The organism is Pseudomonas sp. AO-1 (assembly GCF_019775695.1).
GTDB lineage: Bacteria > Pseudomonadota > Gammaproteobacteria > Pseudomonadales > Pseudomonadaceae > Aquipseudomonas > Aquipseudomonas parakoreensis.
On record NZ_CP079947.1, the window covers coordinates 2,036,419 to 2,056,443 of the forward strand.

The 20,025-nt window shown below is 60.3% G+C and carries 12 protein-coding genes; 6 read left to right on the forward strand and 6 right to left on the reverse strand.

The window, feature by feature from the left end; translation table 11 throughout:
- Nucleotides 1-2: 2 nt before the first annotated feature.
- Entirely contained in the window at nucleotides 3-605 is a 603-nt protein-coding gene (locus tag KVQ82_RS09560; RefSeq protein ID WP_186448459.1) for a DsbA family protein, read from the forward strand.
- Nucleotides 598-2,415: an ABC transporter ATP-binding protein gene (locus KVQ82_RS09565; protein ID WP_047295570.1), complete on the forward strand. Its 1,818-nt coding sequence runs from the start codon at nucleotides 598-600 to the stop codon at nucleotides 2,413-2,415. Before KVQ82_RS09560 ends, KVQ82_RS09565 begins: the two co-directional genes overlap by 8 nt.
- Here the strand turns inward: KVQ82_RS09565 and KVQ82_RS09570 are convergent, their stop codons facing one another.
- Nucleotides 2,416-7,041, reverse strand: a complete 4,626-nt coding sequence (locus tag KVQ82_RS09570; RefSeq protein WP_222018718.1) for a deaminase domain-containing protein — start codon at nucleotides 7,039-7,041, stop codon at nucleotides 2,416-2,418.
- A gap of 174 nt (nucleotides 7,042-7,215) precedes the next feature.
- Between KVQ82_RS09570 and KVQ82_RS09575 the strand changes: the two genes are divergently transcribed.
- Together KVQ82_RS09575 and KVQ82_RS09580 are read left to right on the forward strand one after the other, a co-directional pair.
- Nucleotides 7,216-9,675 (forward strand): EAL domain-containing protein, encoded by a 2,460-nt coding sequence (locus tag KVQ82_RS09575; protein WP_222018719.1) that lies wholly within the window; start codon nucleotides 7,216-7,218, stop codon nucleotides 9,673-9,675.
- A 46-nt stretch (nucleotides 9,676-9,721) separates the two neighbouring features.
- Nucleotides 9,722-10,516, forward strand: coding sequence for a TenA family transcriptional regulator (locus tag KVQ82_RS09580; RefSeq protein ID WP_222018720.1), 795 nt, complete (start codon nucleotides 9,722-9,724; stop codon nucleotides 10,514-10,516).
- Between the two features lie 139 nt (nucleotides 10,517-10,655).
- On the opposite strand, the gene KVQ82_RS09585 is transcribed toward KVQ82_RS09580, so the two are convergent.
- The 5 genes from KVQ82_RS09585 to KVQ82_RS09605 form a co-directional block, all read right to left on the reverse strand.
- Nucleotides 10,656-11,582 (reverse strand): GGDEF domain-containing protein, encoded by a 927-nt coding sequence (locus KVQ82_RS09585; protein ID WP_222018721.1) that lies wholly within the window; start codon nucleotides 11,580-11,582, stop codon nucleotides 10,656-10,658.
- A gap of 362 nt (nucleotides 11,583-11,944) precedes the next feature.
- Entirely contained in the window at nucleotides 11,945-12,685 is a 741-nt protein-coding gene (locus KVQ82_RS09590) for a YciK family oxidoreductase (RefSeq protein WP_003226924.1), read from the reverse strand.
- A 168-nt stretch (nucleotides 12,686-12,853) separates the two neighbouring features.
- Nucleotides 12,854-13,525, reverse strand: a complete 672-nt coding sequence (gene mupP / locus KVQ82_RS09595) for an N-acetylmuramic acid 6-phosphate phosphatase MupP (RefSeq protein ID WP_222018722.1) — start codon at nucleotides 13,523-13,525, stop codon at nucleotides 12,854-12,856.
- A gap of 4 nt (nucleotides 13,526-13,529) precedes the next feature.
- On the reverse strand, nucleotides 13,530-14,228 hold the full coding sequence (ubiG, locus tag KVQ82_RS09600) for a bifunctional 2-polyprenyl-6-hydroxyphenol methylase/3-demethylubiquinol 3-O-methyltransferase UbiG (protein ID WP_041069358.1): 699 nt from the start codon (nucleotides 14,226-14,228) through the stop codon (nucleotides 13,530-13,532).
- Between the two features lie 58 nt (nucleotides 14,229-14,286).
- Entirely contained in the window at nucleotides 14,287-15,621 is a 1,335-nt protein-coding gene (locus KVQ82_RS09605) for a TRZ/ATZ family hydrolase (protein WP_222018723.1), read from the reverse strand.
- Nucleotides 15,622-15,729: 108 nt separating this feature from the next.
- On the opposite strand from KVQ82_RS09605, the gene mtnA reads away from it, so the two are divergent.
- Both mtnA and gyrA read left to right on the forward strand, forming a co-directional pair.
- The gene (mtnA, locus tag KVQ82_RS09610; RefSeq protein WP_086794158.1) at nucleotides 15,730-16,806 is read left to right on the forward strand and encodes an S-methyl-5-thioribose-1-phosphate isomerase; all 1,077 of its coding nucleotides are present in this window, start codon (nucleotides 15,730-15,732) and stop codon (nucleotides 16,804-16,806) included.
- Between the two features lie 425 nt (nucleotides 16,807-17,231).
- Nucleotides 17,232-19,886: a DNA gyrase subunit A gene (gene gyrA, locus KVQ82_RS09615; RefSeq protein ID WP_041069368.1), complete on the forward strand. Its 2,655-nt coding sequence runs from the start codon at nucleotides 17,232-17,234 to the stop codon at nucleotides 19,884-19,886.
- Nucleotides 19,887-20,025: the final 139 nt, after the last annotated feature.

Sequence of the window (20,025 nt, forward strand, 5' to 3'; positions counted from 1 at the left end):
CGATGTGTTCCTGGTGCTGGGGGTTCGCTCCGGTCGCCAAGGCCTTGGTCGAGCAGGCGCAGGCAGCGGGAGTGGAGCTGCATCTGGTGGTCGGCGGCTTGCGCACTGGCAGCGGTGCGGCGCTGGAACCGACCACGCGGCGCTACATCCTTGAGCACTGGCAAGCGGTCACCGAGGCCACCGGTCAGCCGTTCAAGTTCGACGGCGCGTTGCCTGACGGTTTTGTCTACGACACCGAACCGGCCTGTCGCGCAATCGTTACCGCGCGCAGCCTGGCACCGGATTGTGCGTGGAAACTGGTCGGCCTGATCCAGCAGGCGTTTTACGCTGAAGGTCGCGATGTTACCCAGGCCAGTGTGCTGGTGGAGCTGGCTGAAAAGGCTGGCGTGCCGCGCATCGAATTTGCTGCCTTGTTCGATCATGCCGACCAACACAAAGCGACTCAGGCGGATTTCACTTGGGTGCAGGATTTGGGCATTGCCGGATTCCCGACCCTGCTCGCCGAACGCAATGGCCAACTGGCCTTGCTGACCAACGGCTATCAACCGCTCAGTGAGCTGTCGCCGTTGCTCGGCCGCTGGCTGGAGCGCGCAGCCTGTGCCTGACCGGGCCGATGACACGCCAGCCGTAAAGCGTGTCGACCGGCTGAGCTGGGCAGAAGTCCGGCGCCTGGCACTGCATCACAAAAAGTCCCTGTGGATCGCTAACGGCGTGGCCGTGCTGGCGACGCTGTGCAGCGTGCCGATTCCGTTGCTGTTGCCGTTGCTGGTGGACGAAGTCCTGCTCGGCCATGGCGATGCCGCGCTGAAAGTCATGAACCATGTGTTGCCGTCGATGTGGCAGCAGGCGGCGGGCTACATAGGTCTGATGCTGCTGGTCACGCTGACTTTGCGTTGCAGCGCCCTGTGTTTTGGCGTGTTGCAGGCGCGGCTGTTTGCCCGGCTGGCGAAAGACATCGTCTACCGTATTCGCGTGCGCCTGATCGAGCGCCTGAAAAGGATTTCCCTCGGCGAATACGAAAGCCTCGGCAGCGGCACCGTGACCACGCATCTGGTCACCGATCTGGACACCCTCGACAAATTCGTCGGTGAAACCCTCAGCCGGTTTCTGGTGGCGATGCTGACCCTGGTCGGCACCGCGAGCATTCTGATGTGGATGCACTGGAAACTGGCACTGCTGATCCTGCTGTTCAACCCGTTGGTGATCTACGCCACGGTGCAGTTGGGCAAGCGGGTCAAGCACCTGAAGAAACTGGAGAACGACAGCACCTCGCGTTTCACTCAAGCCTTGAGCGAAACCCTCGATGCGATCCAGGAAGTGCGCGCCGGCAACCGTCAGGGCTTCTTCCTCGGCCGACTCGGCTTGCGCGCGCAGGAAGTGCGTAACTATGCGGTCAACTCGCAGTGGAAGACCGACGCGTCGAACCGCGCCAGTGGTCTGCTGTTCCAGTTCGGCATCGACATCTTCCGCGCGGCGGCGATGCTCACGGTGCTGTTCTCCGACCTGTCGATCGGGCAGATGCTCGCGGTGTTCAGTTACCTGTGGTTCATGATCGGCCCGGTCGAGCAACTGCTCAATCTGCAATACGCCTACTACGCGGCGGGCGGCGCGTTGGCGCGGATCAACGAACTGCTGGCGCGGGCTGATGAACCGCAGTACCCGGGTGGCGTCGATCCGTTCAAGGGCCGTGAAACCGTGGGCATCGAGGTGCAGGGGCTGAGCTTCGGCTATGGCGACGAGTTGGTGGTGGATCAGATGAACCTGTCCATTGCCCCCGGTGAAAAAGTCGCGATTGTCGGTGCCAGTGGCGGCGGCAAGAGCACGCTGGTGCAGTTGCTGCTCGGGTTATACACGCCGTTGTCCGGTACCATTCGTTTCGGCGGTTCGACCCAGCAGGAAATCGGCCTGGAGCTGATTCGTGAAAACGTCGCGGTGGTGCTGCAGCATCCGGCGCTGTTCAACGACACCGTCCGCGCCAACCTGACCATGGGCCGCACCCGCAGCGACGAAGCTTGCTGGCAGGCGCTGGAAATCGCTCAGTTGGAAGCGACCATCCGGGCGTTGCCGGACGGTCTCGACAGCATCGTCGGACGTTCCGGCGTGCGCCTGTCCGGCGGTCAGCGCCAGCGTCTGGCAATTGCGCGGATGATCCTCGCCGAGCCGAAAGTGGTGATCCTCGACGAGGCCACCTCGGCCCTCGATGCCGCTACCGAATACAACCTGCATCAGGCCATGGCGCGCTTTCTCAGCGGCCGCACCACGCTGATCATTGCCCATCGCCTGTCGGCGGTGAAGCAGGCCGATCGCGTGCTGGTGTTCGATGGCGGGCAAGTGGCCGAGGATGGCGACCACCAGCAACTGATCGCCGACGGCGGCCTATACGCCAAGCTCTACGGCCACTTGCAGCGTCTGTAATCAGCCCCACAGCACTTGCAGCGCCGCCTCCTCGCTGTCATGGCCAAATTGCTTCATCACCACCGAACAGGATTCGCATGGGCGCATGGTCGTCGCGATGTCGACCGCGCGAATCTCCTTCGGATCGGGGTATTTCTCGCGCAGCACGCTGATCAGTTTGCTTTCGCTGTCCAGCGAGGTCGGCCGGCTGGTCTGCGTCGGCTGATAGGTTTTCAGATCCTTGATGGTCAGCGGCACGGCCAGCAATTGCCCTTGCTCGGTGACCTCCAGCGAGGTGCGCGGGAAGGCCGGGTTGTAGTCGATGTTGATGTAAGTGGTGTTGCCGATCCGCACATGATTGGCGCCCATGTGGCGAAACAGCGGCAGGCGCTGGGTGCTGCCCTGAGCGCCGGAGACGCTGACGTAGACTTCCCGTTTGCCGCTGGCCGTGGTGACTTCGGCATAGGCGATGTTACGTGCGTTGAGCGGCCGTTCACGCACGGGCAACAGGTTGTGCAGTTTCTGCATGGCACTGTCGATACGCAGTGCTGCGTTGTTGTTGGCCGGGTTGATCGTCGGTGACAGGAGCAACGTGTCGAAAATCTCTGCGGTTTTCTGCCGAAAGGCTTCCGGCGCTTCCTTGCTGCGCGCCCACGTGACGGCGCCTTCGGGCAGACGGGTGACGATCATCCGCGTCGAGTGATCAAACATCAGCGCCTCGCCCGGACTGGTGTCGACTTTCAGCCATTTCAGATTGTTGGCCGGACTGGCTGTGGTGCCGATGGGAATCGCTATCTGCTCCATGGTCTTCATCGCGCGCTGCACCGATTCGAGGCCATGGATGCGCACGATGTTGTTGGCGTGCAGCGAGCCGGTGTAGACGGTCAGCAATTCCGCACCGAGACTGCCGTCGGCCAGTTCGGCGGGAGCCAGGCGTTTGAATGTCAGCTGCCTGCCCGGGACTTCGCCTTTGGCGAAAGTGGCGAGGTAGTACTCATGGTTGTTGACCCGGAAAAATACATGGCTGGCCGAGTCGTCGATGGCCGGCAGCAGCACTGCGCCGACCTGATGTGAATCATTGATCCCGTCGTAGGTACCGCCGGTTTTTATCCGGGCATAAATACCTTTGCGAAACTGCAGCGTGGCTTGAATCTGCTGTCTTGGCACCAGCCTGCCCTGATTGAAGCCCAGACGACGCAGGTCACCGGTGAACAGCCGCGGGCGGTTATCGATGATTTGATAAAGCTTGGCATCGACCGCCAGGAACGTTCCTTCTTGCCGGGGCAGGGCGGCGGGCTCCGAAATCCGCTCGCCAAACCACGGCGCGTAACCTTTTTCCTTGTCGATCGTGCCAAGGCCGGGTGTCGGAGCCGGTTCTGCAGTGACGTAGCTGACGCGGCAGTCGCCCGCGCCCGGTGCGCGACGTACCCGGCATGGCAGCAGCGTCCAGTGCTGTCTGTCATCAAGCAGATCGACCCGGCGCAGTTCATCGCCGTCGAGTCGATAGGGCACATCATCGATCAGTACTGTGGTGCGTCCGCCAGCCTCGGGCATGAGTTCGATGCGCGTATCGCGCGCCAGCTCGATATCGAGCTGATTGTCGGTTTTTTTCACGACGCTGTAGTGCGAACGCCCCAGCGAAAAGTCGTGTTCGTGTGCGAGCAACTGAGGCCCGTAAGGACGGTCGGACAGCGGATCAAGCAGGTGATACCGGGAATCGCTGACAGCGACGTTGCGCACCGGCACATCGTCAATGCCTTTGACCACGGCCAGATGATCGGCAGGGTTCAGTGCTTTCCAGCGCCCGGCATCCAGTGCCTGAGGCAGGCTGTGCATCAAGTCGTAGTCAGCGCTTCTGCCGGCCAGTTTTTTCAGGCGCATGACGGCGCGGTGTTCCAGATGCGCCACGGCCCGCACTGCGCCGATTGCGCCTCGGCCGCCAAGCTTGAGCAAGGCAGGCGCAGCGTCCAGCGGATTGAAGTTTCTCAAGCTCGAAACCAGCAGGTTCTTCGACAATTGCGCCATGCGTGGCAGTGCGACGCGAATCGCCATTTTTCCTGCCACTGCAGCGAGGCGGATACTGCCGGCAACAAACTTGCCCAGGGGAATCGCGAACGAGACGATATCGAGGAACAGGCCGAGTACGCCCAGTGCGCGTTTCTCCGGGCTGTCCGATTGCAGGTCTTCGAGACTGCCCCAGAACGGAATGAAGCCCTTGAGGGCATGAATCCAGTGCGTTTTGCTGGTGTCTTGTTCGTAGCGGGTTTTTCCCCAGGCGTCGCTGCGCAGCGTCTGCTCGTCGACATAGAACAGCTGCGTCGCGATGACAGAGGCGATTTGCGCAGTGCGCGGCGAGGTGAAGCTCAGGTTCGGCGAGCTGTCCTGATGGGCCGCCGGGATCATCGAAACCGGAAGGGGCTCGCCCAGTGGTTCGAGGATGGCGATGCACATGGCGTCGGTGGCGGGGGGCGAGCCGTTCCAGTGTGCTTCTCGATCGAATGGCAGGCGGCGGGCGACGATGCGAGTGATGCTCTGCGCCCTGGTGCGTCCACGTTTCGGCGGCAGTGGTGGCAATAACACACCGCCCATTTGGGTGCTATCCAGATCTGTACGTTGGCGAATGATGCCGGCGCGCGGCAGGCATTCGTAGAAGCGTGGTGAGCCCTGATACGTCACTTGCAGGAAGAAACCCATGCGTGCCCGAAGCGGCAGGATGTTTTCCGGTGTTTCCAGGTGAGCCTCGATGTGCCGCGTCTTATCCCTGAGACTGTGAATCCTCACTTCGCCGTGTTCCAGTGCCCGGCGGTCAGCCCATGGCAGAGTGACCAACAGCGACTTGATCAAATATTCATAGGCTTTGCGGGTCTTGCTCAGATAATCGTCGAACTGCCGATCGAACACTGTCCTGATATCGGGCAGGGTGCACTTGCTCGGAAACCGGGATAGACGTTTGCCTGGTTGATGTCCGGCGTCGACAAAACCACTGTGCAGGTTGCCTTCCGGATTCAGGCTGATCCATTCGCTGGCGTTGCGGCCATCTCTGCTGACGTACCAGCGCGTGTCGTTGTTCAGCCCGCCAGAGGCATAGACCTCCAGCAGCGGCCAGGTGTGCAATGCCACTTCCTCGGTATCGATAATGCTGCGTCGGGCACGGTTGCGTGCCGAGTGATGGTAGCGCTTGAGGCGAATCGTCGTGTGATCGTACAGACCGTTGGTCAGCGCCTTGTCCAGTTCCTGTTGCGCCAGGGCGAGTCTGCGTGGCGGCTCGACGTCCAGTTGCAGGATCGCCGCGTTCAGTTGTTTCTCGTGGTCTTCCAGAGCGTTCAGCGGCGCGTGACCGTTGGAGGCTTCGCTCGCGACAGCCAGCGCTCCGGTGGCTGCGGTCCAGGTACGTGCGGCAGCCAAGCGGGTCATGGCGATCAGGATTTGCAGGTCGCTGCTGGCGTTGTGACTTTTGTGCAGCGGCAGATCGACCAGTTGCTGGAAGCTCAGATACTCCAGCGACCGTGGATCAAGGGCATGAGCGAGGTGCACGCCATGCACGAAATTGACCCAGACCACCGAGCTGGCGTAAGGCAGGTCGTCAGGGATGTCGCGCACTTGAAATTCCGGTCCGAATTGCGCCAGACAGACCCATCCCAGCAGGTGTTTCTCGATCGTCGTCGAGGTTCGGTGAGAATCCTCCAGATGCTGTAAAAAGTCCCGGCGAATGGTGGCGTAGCCGGCTCCGTAGTGAGCGCGTTGTTCGAGCGCAAAACCGGCCACCTCGGTTGAGCTGCGGTTGCCGGGCAGGTCGTACCACAGGCACAAGGCTTCGAGCAGTAAACGCAGGCCGATATCGGGGACGGTCAGTTCATCGGGTCGGGCGCCGTACCATTGCAGCCTTTGCAGCAAGCGCTGGCCCAGGCCATGGGCTTGGGGGGTGTCGAGCAGGCGCTCCAGGCAGGTGGCGGGCTGCTGCTCCAGTTGCTGGACGGTAAAAGGAGGCGAGACTTCGCTGGCCAGACTGTCAATGGCCGACAGGGGTTTACCGATGAGCCAGTCGCCCATCACGTCGTGAATCGCGGCTTTGTCCTCGTCGCTCATCAACACCGCGAGCGTCGGGTGATGTCGCAGATTCAGCCGGTGGCTGGCGCGCTGTTCTTCGACTTTGCCGATCAGCCGGGTCAGCGCCGTGGCGTCCGGTGTGTCCGCAAATGTGAACCCGGACTCACGCAGCAGTTGTGACAGCGGCTGCAGCCTGTCGGAACGCAGGTGTGCGCCTATACTCAGCAACGCTCGCTGAAACGCTTGAAGGCTGCTGGAGGCCTGGCTGACGCTCTCGATGACATAACGGGCGACGCTGCCATCGCGACGGTTGAAGGAGAAGTTGCATTGATCCGCCGTGGCGTCGACTTGCAGCAGGGCTCCTCTGGAGGTCTGCAGATACGCGGTCAATAGCGGTTCGCCGCTGTTTTCGAACAGCGTTTGCAGCATGTTTTGCGCCTGCTCTTGCGCTGCGCCCAGGCGTGAATGGGCTTGGGGCGCAAGGTAGTAGGACTCCAGTGAAGTCGAAGCGTCGAGGACCGCGCGCAGGGCAGTGATCATTGCGCGGTATTCGTCCTGTTGGGCAGTATGGCGTTGCAGCGCGGTTGTAAGTGACTGCATGGAAAACGGCTCTGGATGATTGAAAGCCGTCAGTGTCGAAGCATCGCGCACCTCGGGTGCGGTACTTATGTATCGTCGGTTGCAAGCTTCCTGGCTTGCCGGAAGGGGGAACGCCCCCTAGTCTGGCTTTAGCGGTTTCCCCTTGATGATGGCAGTACGTGCGCAAAGGACCTCATGAAGCAAAAAAGGACACTCGGAACGCCACGGTTGTTGGGCATCGTCTGGCCATTTATTGCCGTCGTGTTATTTCAGGCGTTATTGGGGGGCGTGAGTCTCTACGTCCTGTCGGCCGTGCGTGGCTATGTCGCCGGTGAAAGTCTCTGGTCCAAGGGCCAGAAGGACGCCATCTATTACCTGAACCTGTATGCCGACAGCCGTGACGAGGCGATCTTCCTCAAGTACAAGGACGCGATTGCGGTGCCCCAGGGCGGTCACCAGTTGCGTCTGGCGCTGGATCGTCAACCACCGGATCTGCAGGCGGCGCGGGAGGGGATTCTCAAGGGTGGCAACCATCCCGATGACGTTTCGAGCCTGATCTGGCTGTACCTCAATTTCCGTCATTTCAGTTATCTGGAAACAGCGATCGACCGCTGGACCATCGGCGATGCCTATCTGGTGCAACTGGACAATGTCGCGCGCGAGATGCATCAGGGCATCAGCGAGAATGTCGCGACGCCGGCTGATATCCAGCACTGGAAAGCGCAAATCTTTGCCATCAATGACGGTGTAACGCCGGCGGCCAAGGCTTTCAGCGATGCCTTGGGCGAAGGCTCGCGGATGATCCTGCGCCTGCTGCTGTTCACCAACCTGGCCACGGCGCTGGGGTTGATCGTGCTGGCACTGTTGCGCACCCACAAACTGCTCAAACAGCGCCATGCCTTTGCCCAGGCGCTGCAGCTGGAGAAGGACCGGGCGCACATCACCCTGCAATCGATTGGCGACGGAGTCATCACCACTGATGTCAATGGTGCGATCGATTACATGAATCCTGCGGCAGAAGCCATGACGCACTGGAAGTCCGAGCATGCGGCGGGGCTGCCTCTGGCCGCGCTGTTCAATCTGCTGGACGACAACGCGCAGGCAGAAGGGCTGACGCTGATCGAGCATATCCTCAGCGGGCAACTGGTCGGCGGCAGTGAACATTCCAAACTGATTCAGCGCCTGGACGGCAGCACGGTTTCCGTGACGCTGGTGGGCGCACCGATCCGCAATGCCGAGAAAGTCAGTGGCACAGTGTTGGTGCTGCATGACATGACTCAGGAACGGCAATACATCGCCAACCTGTCGTGGCAGGCCACCCACGATGCCCTGACCGGTCTGGCCAACCGCCGCGAATTCGAATATCGCCTGGAGCAGGCCCTGCACAATCTGACGCGCCAGCCCGGTCGGCATGCGCTGATGTTCCTTGATCTGGACCAGTTCAAACTGGTCAACGACACCTGCGGCCATGCCGCTGGCGATGAGTTGCTGCGGCACATCTGCGCGCTGTTGCAATCGGGCTTGCGCGAGAGCGACACCCTGGCACGGCTGGGCGGCGACGAGTTCGGCATCCTGCTGGAGAACTGCGCCCCGGACGCTGCCGAGAAAATTGCCGAGAGCTTGCGTCAGACTGTGCAGAACCTGCACTTCGTGTGGAAGGGGCGACCGTTTCTGACCACGGTGAGTATCGGTCTGGTGCACATCGCCCAGACCCCGACCACCCTCGAAGCCTCATTGCGTGCAGCTGACATGGCTTGCTACATGGCCAAGGAAAAGGGCCGTAACCGGGTGCAGGTTTACCACGCAGATGACTCCGAACTGTCTCTGCGCTTCGGCGAAATGGCCTGGGTGCAACGCCTGCACATGGCTCTGGAAGAAGACCGCTTTTGCCTTTACGCCCAGGAAATCGCGCCACTGGGCCCCGCAGCTGATGGCGGCGGGCACATCGAAATACTCTTGCGTCTGCATGACGAGGCCGGGCGGATGATCCTGCCGGACAGTTTCATTCCGGCGGCCGAACGTTATGGCCTGATGAGTCAACTGGACCGCTGGGTTGTAGAAAATGTTTTTAAAGTCATTGCCCAATGTATTGCCGAACAACATCAAGGGCCTTTGGCAATGTGTGCGATTAATCTTTCAGGCATTACTATCGGAGATGACGCGTTCTTGCACTTTCTGCGTGAACAGTTTGTTAATTACGCCATACCTCCTGAAATGATTTGTTTTGAAATTACCGAAACCAGTGCAATTGCCAATCTTGGGAGTGCAATTCGATTTATTAATGAACTCAAAGGCTTAGGTTGTTACTTCTCGCTTGATGATTTTTGTGCCGGAATGTCTTCATTCGCTTATCTGAAACATTTGCCTGTAGACTTCCTGAAGATCGACGGAAGTTTCGTAAAGGATATGCTGGACGACCCGATTAACCGCGCAATGGTCGAAGTGATCAATCACATCGGGCATGTCATGGGTAAGCAGACAATTGCCGAGTTTGTAGAAACAACCCAGATCGAGCAGGCATTGCTTGAAATCGGGGTGGATTACGCTCAGGGTTACGTCATCGAACGCCCGCAGTTGTTTACCTGCGACAGTTTGCAAAGTCGGCCCGCCAGACCGCAGCCGTTGTTATTCAAGGCGCCTGGCACGTTCCGTTGAAATCTCTTGCCGATCCTTACAATCACAAATCAAAAGGAGCCGAACAGTGATCGACACATTCAACCGAACCGGACCACTCATGGAAGCTGCAAGTTATCCCGCCTGGGCGCAACAGCTCATTACGGATTGCAGCGAGAGCAAGCGCCGGGTTGTCGAACATGAACTGTACCAGCGCATGCGCGATAACAAGCTCAGCGCCAGGACCATGCGCCAGTACCTGATCGGGGGCTGGCCGGTCGTTGAACAGTTTGCGTTGTATATGGCGCAGAACCTGACCAAGACCAAGTTTGCCCGCCATCCTGGGGAGGACATGGCGCGCCGCTGGCTGATGCGTAACATCCGTGTTGAACTCAATCATGCCGATTACTGGCTGAACTGGAGCCGCGCGCACGGCGTCAGCCTTGAGGATCTTCAGGCTCAGCAAGTGCCGCCGGAACTGCATGCGCTGAGTCATTGGTGCTGGCATACGAGTTCGGCGGATTCGCTGATCGTCGCCATCGCCGCCACCAACTACGCCATCGAGGGCGCGACCGGGGAGTGGTCGGCGCTCGTGTGTTCCACTGGCGTGTACGCTGCGGCGTTTCCGGAAGAGGAGCGCAAGCGCGCGATGAAATGGCTGAAGATGCATGCCCAATATGACGACGCCCATCCATGGGAAGCGCTGGAAATCATCTGCACGCTGGCGGGGATGAACCCGAGCCAGGCATTGCAGACCGAGCTGCGCCAGGCCGTGTGCAAGAGCTACGACTACATGTACTTGTTCCTTGAGCGCTGCATGCAGCTGGAGACCACGGAGCGCGCGATCCACGGTCGTGAACGTCTGGCGTTGGCAGAGAGCTGATTCAAGGTCTGAGGTGTAGCAAAAATGTGGGAGCGAGCCTGCTCGCGAAGACGGCGCTTCAGTCAGCACGGTTTTGACTGATTCGCCGCTTTCGCGAGCAGGCTCGCTCCCACAGTTGTATTGGGGTGGTCAGAAAAATTCAGCCTGCCATCGCCAACCGATTACGCCCTTCGCGCTTGGCTACATACAGCGCACTGTCCGCCCGGCGCAGCAGACTGTCGGCCGATTCCCCCGGCAGCAGAGTCGAACAGCCAAGGCTCACGGTCAGGTCGATCAATTGGCCGTCGGCGAAGTATTCCTCAGCCTGCGCGGCATGGCGCAATCGTTCGCCAATCATCTGCGCCGCTTCCCGGCCAGTGTTCGACAGCAGGATCAGAAACTCTTCCCCGCCATAGCGAAACACCATGTCGACGTTGCGCAACTGGCTCTTGATCGAGGCTGCCACCGCTTTGAGCACGTCATCACCGGCGCTGTGACCGTGGCTGTCGTTGACCCGTTTGAAGTGGTCGATGTCGAGCATCAGAACCGATAGTGGTTGCAGGTGCCGGCGCGACATGTCGATCTCGCGCTGCAGGGTCTGCTCCATGGCGATCCGGTTGCCGGTTCCGGTCAGCGGGTCGCGCAACGCACTTTGCGTGGCAGCGCGGTAGAGCAGGGCGTTGCGCATCGGGAATAACAGCGACGACAGCAGCGATTCGAGGTTGCCCTGATCCTGCTCGCTGAAGCGCTGGTTGCGGCGAAACACCAGTTCGCCCAAGTGCTCGCCTTCGTGGCTGAGGCTATAGCTGACGGAATGGTGACCGCGGGCGCCGAATTCCAGGCGCAGGTCGCTGCCTGAATGCACATAACTCAAGGCGTCCAGTGGCACCAGGCGCTGAACTTCGCGAAAAAACAGACCGAGGATTCGTTGCGGCTCAAGACTGGTTTGCAGTTGCAGGCTCATTTGCTGGCGCAGTTGCGCGAGGCTGGCCGGGCGTTCCAGAAGCGGAGGCAGCTGACCAAAGCCCAGGCGTTGCAATTTGGCACTGTCAAAGTCAATTGCATTGGTCTGGGAAGGTGATTTCATATGGCGTGAGCCCCTAAGCAGTAAGTCTGTCTTACAGGCTGGGTGAGAGCGGCTATGGGCTGCGCGTCATACTGATCCATCAGTCCCGTAGGACATTTGGCGTAAGTTTAGTCTGCCGGATGTCGATTAGTCAGCTATCGAAATCGGCCTTGCCCCAGTGCCTTCACACGGCGTGCTTTGAGAGAAATTAGAGCGAAAGTCGTGCCATTCGGTTCAGGATAATTAAAACCGTTATTAATCAATAGGATGGCATTTTGCTTTGGGCGGGAGTGGCAGATATTTGACTGGAATATGACATCGAAAAGCGGCAAAGGTGTGCCGCGACGGTAATCCGCCACGGCAACAAAAGCGACGTATGGCAGTTATTGCGCGTTGAATGCCTGGCCATTGATGCCTGTACTGTCCGGGCCCATCAGGTACAGGTACACCGGCATGATCTCTTCCGGGGTCGGATTGTTCAGCGGGTTTTCCCCCGGATAGGCCTGTGCGCGCATGCTGGTACGCGTGCCGCCCGGGTTGATGCTGTTGGAGCGCACGGGTGCTACGCCATCGACTTCGTCGGCCAGCGTCTGCATCAAGCCTTCGGTGGCAAACTTCGACACACCGTAGGCGCCCCAGTAGGCCCGGCCCTTGCGTCCGACGCTGCTGGAGGTGAACACCACCGAGGCATCCTGCGACAGCTTGAGCAGCGGCAGCAAGGTGCTGGTCAGCATGAACATGGCGTTGACGTTGACCTGCATGACGCGCATGAAGTTTTCGCCGGACAGTTGCTCGATCGGCGTACGCGGCCCAATGATCGAGGCGTTGTGCAGCAGGCCATCGAGATGGCCGAACTCGGTTTCGATCATCGCCGCCAGCTCATCGTATTGATGGGGCAGGGCGGTTTCCAAGTTAAACGGGATCACCGCCGGTTGTGGGTGGCCGGCTGCTTCGATTTCGTCGTAGACCTGCGTCAGATTGGCTTCGGTCTTGCCCAGCAACAGCACGGTAGCGCCATGGGCGGCGTAGGTTTTGGCAGCCGCCGCGCCGATGCCGCGTCCGGCACCGGTGACCAGAATGACCCGGTCCTTGAGCAATTCGGGACGGGCGGTGTAATCAAACATAAAAACCTCACAATCCATTCATGAAGACCTGCTTCCTTGTGGTGAGGGGATTTATCCCCGACCGGCTGCGAAGCAGTCGTGAAACCTGCGTATCGAATCGACCTGAAAGAATGCGGGGGCTGCTTCGCAACCCATCGGGGATAAATCCCCTCGCCACAAAGGCCGTTTTCAGCAGCTGCACAGCGCGTTGTCGATGACCTTGCGCAGTTCCAGTGGATGATCCACCACCACATCCGCGCCCCAGTGCCGCGGGTTGTCGTCCGGATGGATATAGCCATAGGTCACGGCGGCGGTTTTAGTGCCCGCATCGCGCCCGGATTCGATGTCGCGCAGATCATCGCCCACAAACAGCACGGTGGACGGATCCAGATCAAGCATCTTGCACGCGAGGATCAGCGGCTCCGGATCCGGCTTGCTGTTTTTCACGTGGTCCGGGCAGATCAACAGCGCCGAGCGCTCGGCCAGCCCCAGTTGCTGCATGATCGGTTCGGCAAACCGCACCGGTTTGTTGGTGACCACGCCCCAGATCAGGTTGGCCCGCTCGATGTCGGCCAGCAGCTCGTCCATGCCGTCGAACAGCTTGCTGTGCACCGCGCAACCGGCCAGATAGCGTTCGAGGAATTCCTGCCGCAGTTCTTCGAAGCCCGGCGATTCCGGATCCATCGAGAACGTCACCGCGACCATGGCTTTGGCGCCGCCGGAAATTTCGTCGCGGATGTGCTTGTCGTTCATCGGCGGCAAGCCGCGATCCGCGCGCATCGCCTGACAGATGGCGATGAAATCCGGCGCGGTGTCGAGCAGGGTGCCGTCCATATCGAAAAGGACTGCTCTGATGGCCATCGACTTACTCCTCGCGCAGGGTCTGGATCATGTAGTTGACGTCAACGTCGTTGGCCAGCTTGTAGTGCTTGGTCAGCGGGTTGTAGGTCAGGCCGATGATGTCCTTGACGGTCAGGCCGGCGATGCGGCTCCAGGCGCCCAGCTCGGACGGGCGAATGAATTTCTTGAAGTCGTGGGTGCCGCGCGGCAGCAGCTTCATGATGTATTCGGCACCGACGATGGCGAACAGGTACGCCTTCGGGTTGCGGTTGATGGTCGAGAAGAACACTTGGCCGCCGGGCTTGACCATACGGTAGCAGGCGCGGATCACCGACGACGGGTCCGGTACGTGCTCCAGCATTTCCAGGCAGGTTACGACGTCGAACTGCTCTGGCATTTCTTCAGCCAGGGCTTCGGCGGTGATCTGCCGGTACTCGACGTTGACCCCGGATTCCAATTGATGCAGTTGCGCGACCGCCAGCGGCGCTTCGCCCATGTCGATGCCCGTTACGGTGGCGCCGCGCTGGGCCATGGCTTCGCTGAGAATGCCGCCGCCGCAGCCGACGTCGAGAACTTTCTTGCCGGCCAGATTGACCCGCTCGTCAATCCAGTTGACGCGCAGCGGATTGATGTCGTGCAGTGGTTTGAACTCGCTTTCACGGTCCCACCAACGATGGGCCAGGGCTTCGAATTTGGCGATTTCGGCGTGGTCGACGTTGCTCATGATCTATTCCTCGAAAAACTTGAAAAAGGCTGTAGCCGCGAAGTCTGCTCCGCGGTGTTTACGATTCTGAGTGGCCGCTGATGCGCTGGCCCCAGGCCCGGGCGGTGGCGCCCAGCTGTTGTTCGTCCAGGCGGGTCAGGCGCCGGTCGTCGAGTAACTGTTTGCCGGCGACCCACAGGTGTTTCACGCAGTCGCGGCCGGTGGCATAGATAAGCTGTGACACCGGGTCATAGACCGGTTGCTGGGCCAGGCCGGACAGGTCGAAGGCGACGATGTCTGCAGCCTTGCCGATCTCCAGCGAACCGACCTGTGCCTCAATGCCCAAGGCCCGTGCGCCGTTGAGCGTGGCCATGCGCAGCGCGCGATGGGCGTCCAGCGCGGTGGCCGAGCCGGCGACGGCTTTGGCCAGCAGCGCGGCGGTGCGGGTTTCGCCGAGCAGGTCGAGGTCGTTGTTGCTCGCTGCGCCATCGGTGCCGACGGCAACGTTCACGCCAGCCTGCCACAGACGCTCCACCGGGCAGAAACCGCTGGCCAGCTTCAGGTTCGATTCCGGGCAGTGGATCACGCTGGTGTTGCTTTCTACCAGCAATGCCAGATCCTCATCGCTGATCTGGGTCATGTGCACCGCCTGGAAGCGCGGGCCGAGCAGGCCGAGGCGAGCGAGGCGGGCCAGTGGCCGCTCGCCGCGATGCTCCAGCGATTGCTGGACTTCGAAGGCAGTTTCGTGGACATGCATGTGGATCGACGCGTCCAGCTCTTCGGCGATCACGCGGATTTTTTCCAGGTTCTCGTCGCCCACGGTGTAGGGTGCATGAGGGCCGAAAGTGATCTTGATCCGTTCGTGATGCTTCAGATCGCCGAACAGCTCGACGCCCTGACGAATGGCCTCATCGGCGCTGCTGGCGCCGGGGATCGGGAAATCGAGGATCGGAATCGCGATCTGTGCGCGAATGCCGCTGTTGTGCACACGCTCACTGGCGACTTTCGGGAAGAAGTACATGTCCGAGAAACAGCTGATGCCACCCTTGATCTGCTCGGCAATCGCCAAGTCAGTGCCATCACGGACGAACTCTTCATCGACCCATTTGGCTTCGGCCGGCCAGATATGGTTTTCCAGCCAGGTCATCAGCGGCAGGTCGTCGGCCAGGCCACGGAACAGGGTCATCGCCGCATGCCCGTGGGCGTTGATCAGGCCTGGGCTGAGCAACACGTCCGGCAATTCGCGGACTTCAGTGGCGTTACACTTCAATGCTTCGGCGCGCGGGCCGATAAACACGATGCGACCGTCGCGAATGCCCAGGCCATGCTCCTTGAGCACAACGCCTGCGGGTTCGACGGGTACCAGCCAGGTCGGCAGCAATAATAAGTCGAGCGCAATGGCAGGTTTCGGCATCGAGGGTCGGTTCCAGTGCTTTTGTAAAGGATGGCGAAGTATACCCGAGCGTCTTCGCGGGGGGATCGCTATAATCGGCGGCTTTTGTTCATGAGTGCGGGGTGAGGGATGCGCGATCGACTGTTGGCTGCGGAGAAAGTAAAGGCCATCGATTGGCGAGATGGCGCGCTCCACCTGCTGGATCAGCGTATTTTGCCGTTCGAGGAAACCTGGATTGCCTACACCAGCGCGGCCGGTGTGGCTGAGGCGATTCGTTCGATGGTGGTGCGTGGCGCACCGGCCATCGGCATCAGCGCGGCCTATGGCATTGTGCTGGCGGCCCGCGCACGGATCGCTGAGGGGGGTGACTGGTACGCGGCGCTGGAAGAGGATTTCGCCTTGCTGGCCGATTCCCGGCCGACAGCGGTCAATCTGTTCTGGGCGCTGAATCGCATGCACGATCGCCTGGACCGGCTGAAAGAAAACGCCGATCCGCTGGCGGCACTGGAAGCTGAAGCCATCGCTATTCATGAAAGCGACCGCGAAGCCAACCTGACCATGGCTCAGCTCGGTGTCGACCTGATCCGCAAGCATCAGGGCAACGCCCAGGCGATTCTCACTCACTGTAATACCGGCGCCTTGGCCACCGGTGGTTTCGGTACCGCACTGGGGGTGATTCGCGCGGCCTATCTTGAAGGCATGGTAGAGCGCGTCTACGCCGATGAAACCCGCCCGTGGCTGCAGGGTTCGCGCCTGACCGCCTGGGAGCTGGCGAATGAAGGCATCCCGGTGACGCTCAATGCCGATTCGGCAGCTGCGCACATCATGAAAACCAAAGGCGTGACCTGGGTGATCGTCGGTGCTGACCGCATCACTGCCAATGGCGATGTGGCGAACAAGATCGGCACCTACCAACTGGCGGTCAACGCCATGCACCACGGCGTGCGCTTCATGGTGGTGGCACCGAGTTCGACCATCGACATGCATCTGGCCAGCGGCGACGACATTCCGATCGAGGAACGTGATGGCGCCGAGTTGCTGGAGGTCGGTGGCAAGCGGGTGGGCGCAGACGTTGAAGCGTTCAACCCGGTGTTCGATGTGACGCCGGCCGATCTGATCGATGCGATCGTCACTGAAAAGGGCATCGTGGAGCGTCCGGATACGGCGAAAATGGCTCAGTTGATGTGCCGCAAACGCCTGCATTGATGGGTCGCGGCGTCTGCAAGGACGCCATCGCTGGCAAGCCAGCTCCCACAGGTTCTGTGCTCGCCGCTGACCCTGTGGGTGCTGGCTTGCCAGCGATGGGGCCCTAAAAGTCAATAAACATCGCAAAACCTGACCTCAAAACTGCATTCAAAGAAGCTCTGAGCCTCTCTCGTCCCCTTTACGCCTGTCATCGGTCAACTAACTATGCTCCATGCGCATCTGGGGGATAGGTGCGTGGCGGCTCTTGTGATAACATCCGGCGTTTTCCGAGGCGGCTTCACGGAGCTGTCTTTACTGCGCAAATCCGTGGTTGTATCCGTTGATTTGTCGTAAGTCGGCGCACGGCACTCAGCCTGCCCCGACGAGCTTCGTACATCCCATATGGATATGACGAAGTTTCACCAGAAAAAGGAATCAGGCTTCTCATGGGCGAACTGGCCAAAGAAATCCTCCCGGTCAATATCGAAGACGAGCTGAAACAGTCCTACCTCGACTACGCAATGAGCGTAATCGTCGGCCGTGCACTGCCGGATGCGCGCGATGGCCTCAAGCCCGTGCACCGTCGCGTACTGTTCGCGATGAGCGAGCTGGGCAACGACTTCAACAAGCCGTACAAGAAATCTGCCCGTGTTGTCGGTGACGTGATCGGTAAGTATCACCCGCATGGTGATACCGCGGTGTACGACACCATCGTCCGCATGGCTCAGCCTTTCTCCCTGCGCTACCTGCTGGTTGACGGTCAGGGCAACTTCGGTTCGGTGGACGGCGACAACGCCGCGGCCATGCGATACACCGAAGTGCGCATGACCAAGCTGGCGCACGAACTGCTGGCCGACCTGCACAAGGAAACCGTGGACTGGGTGCCGAACTACGACGGTACCGAGCTGATCCCGGCGGTCATGCCGACCCGCGTGCCGAACCTGCTGGTGAACGGTTCCAGCGGTATTGCCGTGGGCATGGCGACCAACATTCCGCCGCACAACCTCGGTGAAGTCATCGACGGTTGCCTGGCCCTCATCGACAATCCCGAGCTGACCGTTGATGAGCTGATGCAATACATCCCCGGTCCGGACTTCCCGACGGCCGCGATCATCAACGGTCGTGCCGGCATTATCGAAGCCTACCGCACCGGTCGTGGCCGCATTTACATGCGTGCGCGTTCGATCATCGAAGACATCGACAAGGTCGGTGGTCGTCAGCAGATCGTCATCACTGAACTGCCGTATCAGCTGAACAAGGCGCGTCTGATCGAGAAGATCGCCGAGCTGGTCAAAGAGAAGAAGCTCGAAGGCATCACCGAGCTGCGCGACGAGTCCGACAAGGACGGTATGCGCGTCGTGATCGAGCTGCGTCGCGGCGAAGTGCCTGAGGTAATCCTCAACAACCTCTACGCCCAGACCCAGCTGCAATCGGTATTCGGCATCAACATCGTCGCGCTGATCGACGGCCGTCCACGCATCCTCAACCTCAAGGATCTGCTGGAAGCCTTCGTCCGTCACCGTCGCGAAGTGGTCACCCGTCGTACCGTATTCGAGCTGCGCAAGGCCCGCGAGCGTGGTCACATCCTCGAAGGTCAGGCCGTTGCCCTGTCGAACATCGACCCGGTGATTGCTCTGATCAAGGCGTCGCCGACTCCGTCGGAAGCCAAGGAAGCGCTGGTCAGCACCCCTTGGGAATCCTCGGCGGTGGTGGCGATGGTGGAACGTGCTGGCGCCGATTCGTGCCGTCCGGAAAACCTCGATCCGCAATACGGTTTGCGCGAAGGCAAGTACTTCCTGTCGCCAGAGCAGGCACAAGCCATTCTGGAGCTGCGTCTGCACCGTCTGACCGGTCTGGAGCACGAGAAGCTGCTGGCCGAGTATCAAGAGATTCTCAACCAGATCGGCGAGCTGATCCGCATCCTCAACAGCGCCGTGCGCCTGATGGAAGTGATCCGCGAAGAACTGGAAGTGATCCGCGCCGAATACGGCGACGTACGTCGCACCGAGATTCTCGATGCGCGTCTCGATCTGACCCTGGGCGACATGATCCCGGAAGAAGAGCGCGTCGTGACCATTTCCCACGGTGGCTACGCCAAGACCCAGCCATTGGCTGCGTACCAGGCTCAGCGTCGTGGCGGCAAAGGCAAGTCGGCCACCGGCGTCAAGGATGAGGATTACATCGCTCACCTGCTGGTGGCCAACAGTCACACCACGCTGCTGCTGTTCTCCAGCAAAGGCAAGGTGTACTGGCTGAAGACTTACGAAATTCCGGAAGCGTCCCGCGCCGCCCGTGGGCGTCCGTTGGTCAACCTGCTGCCGCTGGATGACGGTGAATACATCACCACCATGTTGCCGGTCGAGGAATACACCGAAGGTCATTACATCTTCATGGCGACCGCCAACGGCACCGTGAAGAAGACTCCGCTGGAATCCTTCAGCCGTCAGCGCAGCGTCGGTCTGATCGCGCTGGAACTGGACGAAGGCGACGTGTTGATCTCCGCGGCCATCACCGATGGCGAGCGCGAAGTGATGCTGTTCTCCGATGGCGGCAAAGTGACGCGCTTCAAAGAGTCCGACGTCCGTGCCATGGGCCGTACTGCCCGTGGTGTACGCGGCATGCGTCTGCCGGAAGGGCAGAAGCTGATTTCGATGCTGATCCCGGAAGAAGGCAGCCAGATCCTCACCGCTTCCGAGCGTGGTTATGGCAAGCGCACCGCGATCACCGAGTTCCCAGAGTACAAGCGTGGCGGTCAGGGCGTGATCGCCATGGTCAGCAACGAGCGTAATGGCCGTCTGGTCGGTGCGGTTCAGGTGCTCGACGGCGAAGAAATCATGCTGATTTCCGATCAGGGCACGCTGGTACGTACCCGTGTCGACGAAGTGTCGAGCCTGGGTCGTAACACCCAGGGCGTGACTCTGATCAAACTGGCCAAGGATGAAACCCTGGTCGGTCTGGAGCGGGTTCAGGAGCCATCGGAAGTCGAAGGCGACGAGCTTGAAGGTGAAGAGGGTGCCGAGTTCGAGGGAGATGTCGTGATCGACGACGTTGCCGAGGACCAGCAACTCGACGCCGCAGCTGACGAAGAGCCGCAGGAATAAGCGGACAAGCGAGGGGGCGGATGAAAATTCGCCCCCTTGTTATTTGTCCGGTATGAAATATCGGCGCCCATGACGAACCCTGTGGGAGCGAGCTTGCTCGCGAAAGCGGAGCAACAGGCGACATCGTTGTTGAATGTCA

Bases quoted from the DNA above. Each gene is read 5' to 3' on its own strand.
- KVQ82_RS09560 (WP_186448459.1), top strand. From the start codon at position 3: ATGTGTTCCTGGTGCTGGGGGTTCGCTCCGGTCGCCAAGGCCTTGGTC.
- KVQ82_RS09570 (WP_222018718.1), bottom strand. From the start codon at position 7,041: ATGCAGTCACTTACAACCGCGCTGCAACGCCATACTGCCCAACAGGAC.
- KVQ82_RS09575 (WP_222018719.1), top strand. From the start codon at position 7,216: ATGAAGCAAAAAAGGACACTCGGAACGCCACGGTTGTTGGGCATCGTC.
- KVQ82_RS09585 (WP_222018721.1), bottom strand. From the start codon at position 11,582: ATGAAATCACCTTCCCAGACCAATGCAATTGACTTTGACAGTGCCAAA.
- KVQ82_RS09590 (WP_003226924.1), bottom strand. From the start codon at position 12,685: ATGTTTGATTACACCGCCCGTCCCGAATTGCTCAAGGACCGGGTCATT.
- mupP (WP_222018722.1), bottom strand. From the start codon at position 13,525: ATGGCCATCAGAGCAGTCCTTTTCGATATGGACGGCACCCTGCTCGAC.
- ubiG (WP_041069358.1), bottom strand. From the start codon at position 14,228: ATGAGCAACGTCGACCACGCCGAAATCGCCAAATTCGAAGCCCTGGCC.
- KVQ82_RS09605 (WP_222018723.1), bottom strand. From the start codon at position 15,621: ATGCCGAAACCTGCCATTGCGCTCGACTTATTATTGCTGCCGACCTGG.
- mtnA (WP_086794158.1), top strand. From the start codon at position 15,730: ATGCGCGATCGACTGTTGGCTGCGGAGAAAGTAAAGGCCATCGATTGG.
- gyrA (WP_041069368.1), top strand. From the start codon at position 17,232: ATGGGCGAACTGGCCAAAGAAATCCTCCCGGTCAATATCGAAGACGAG.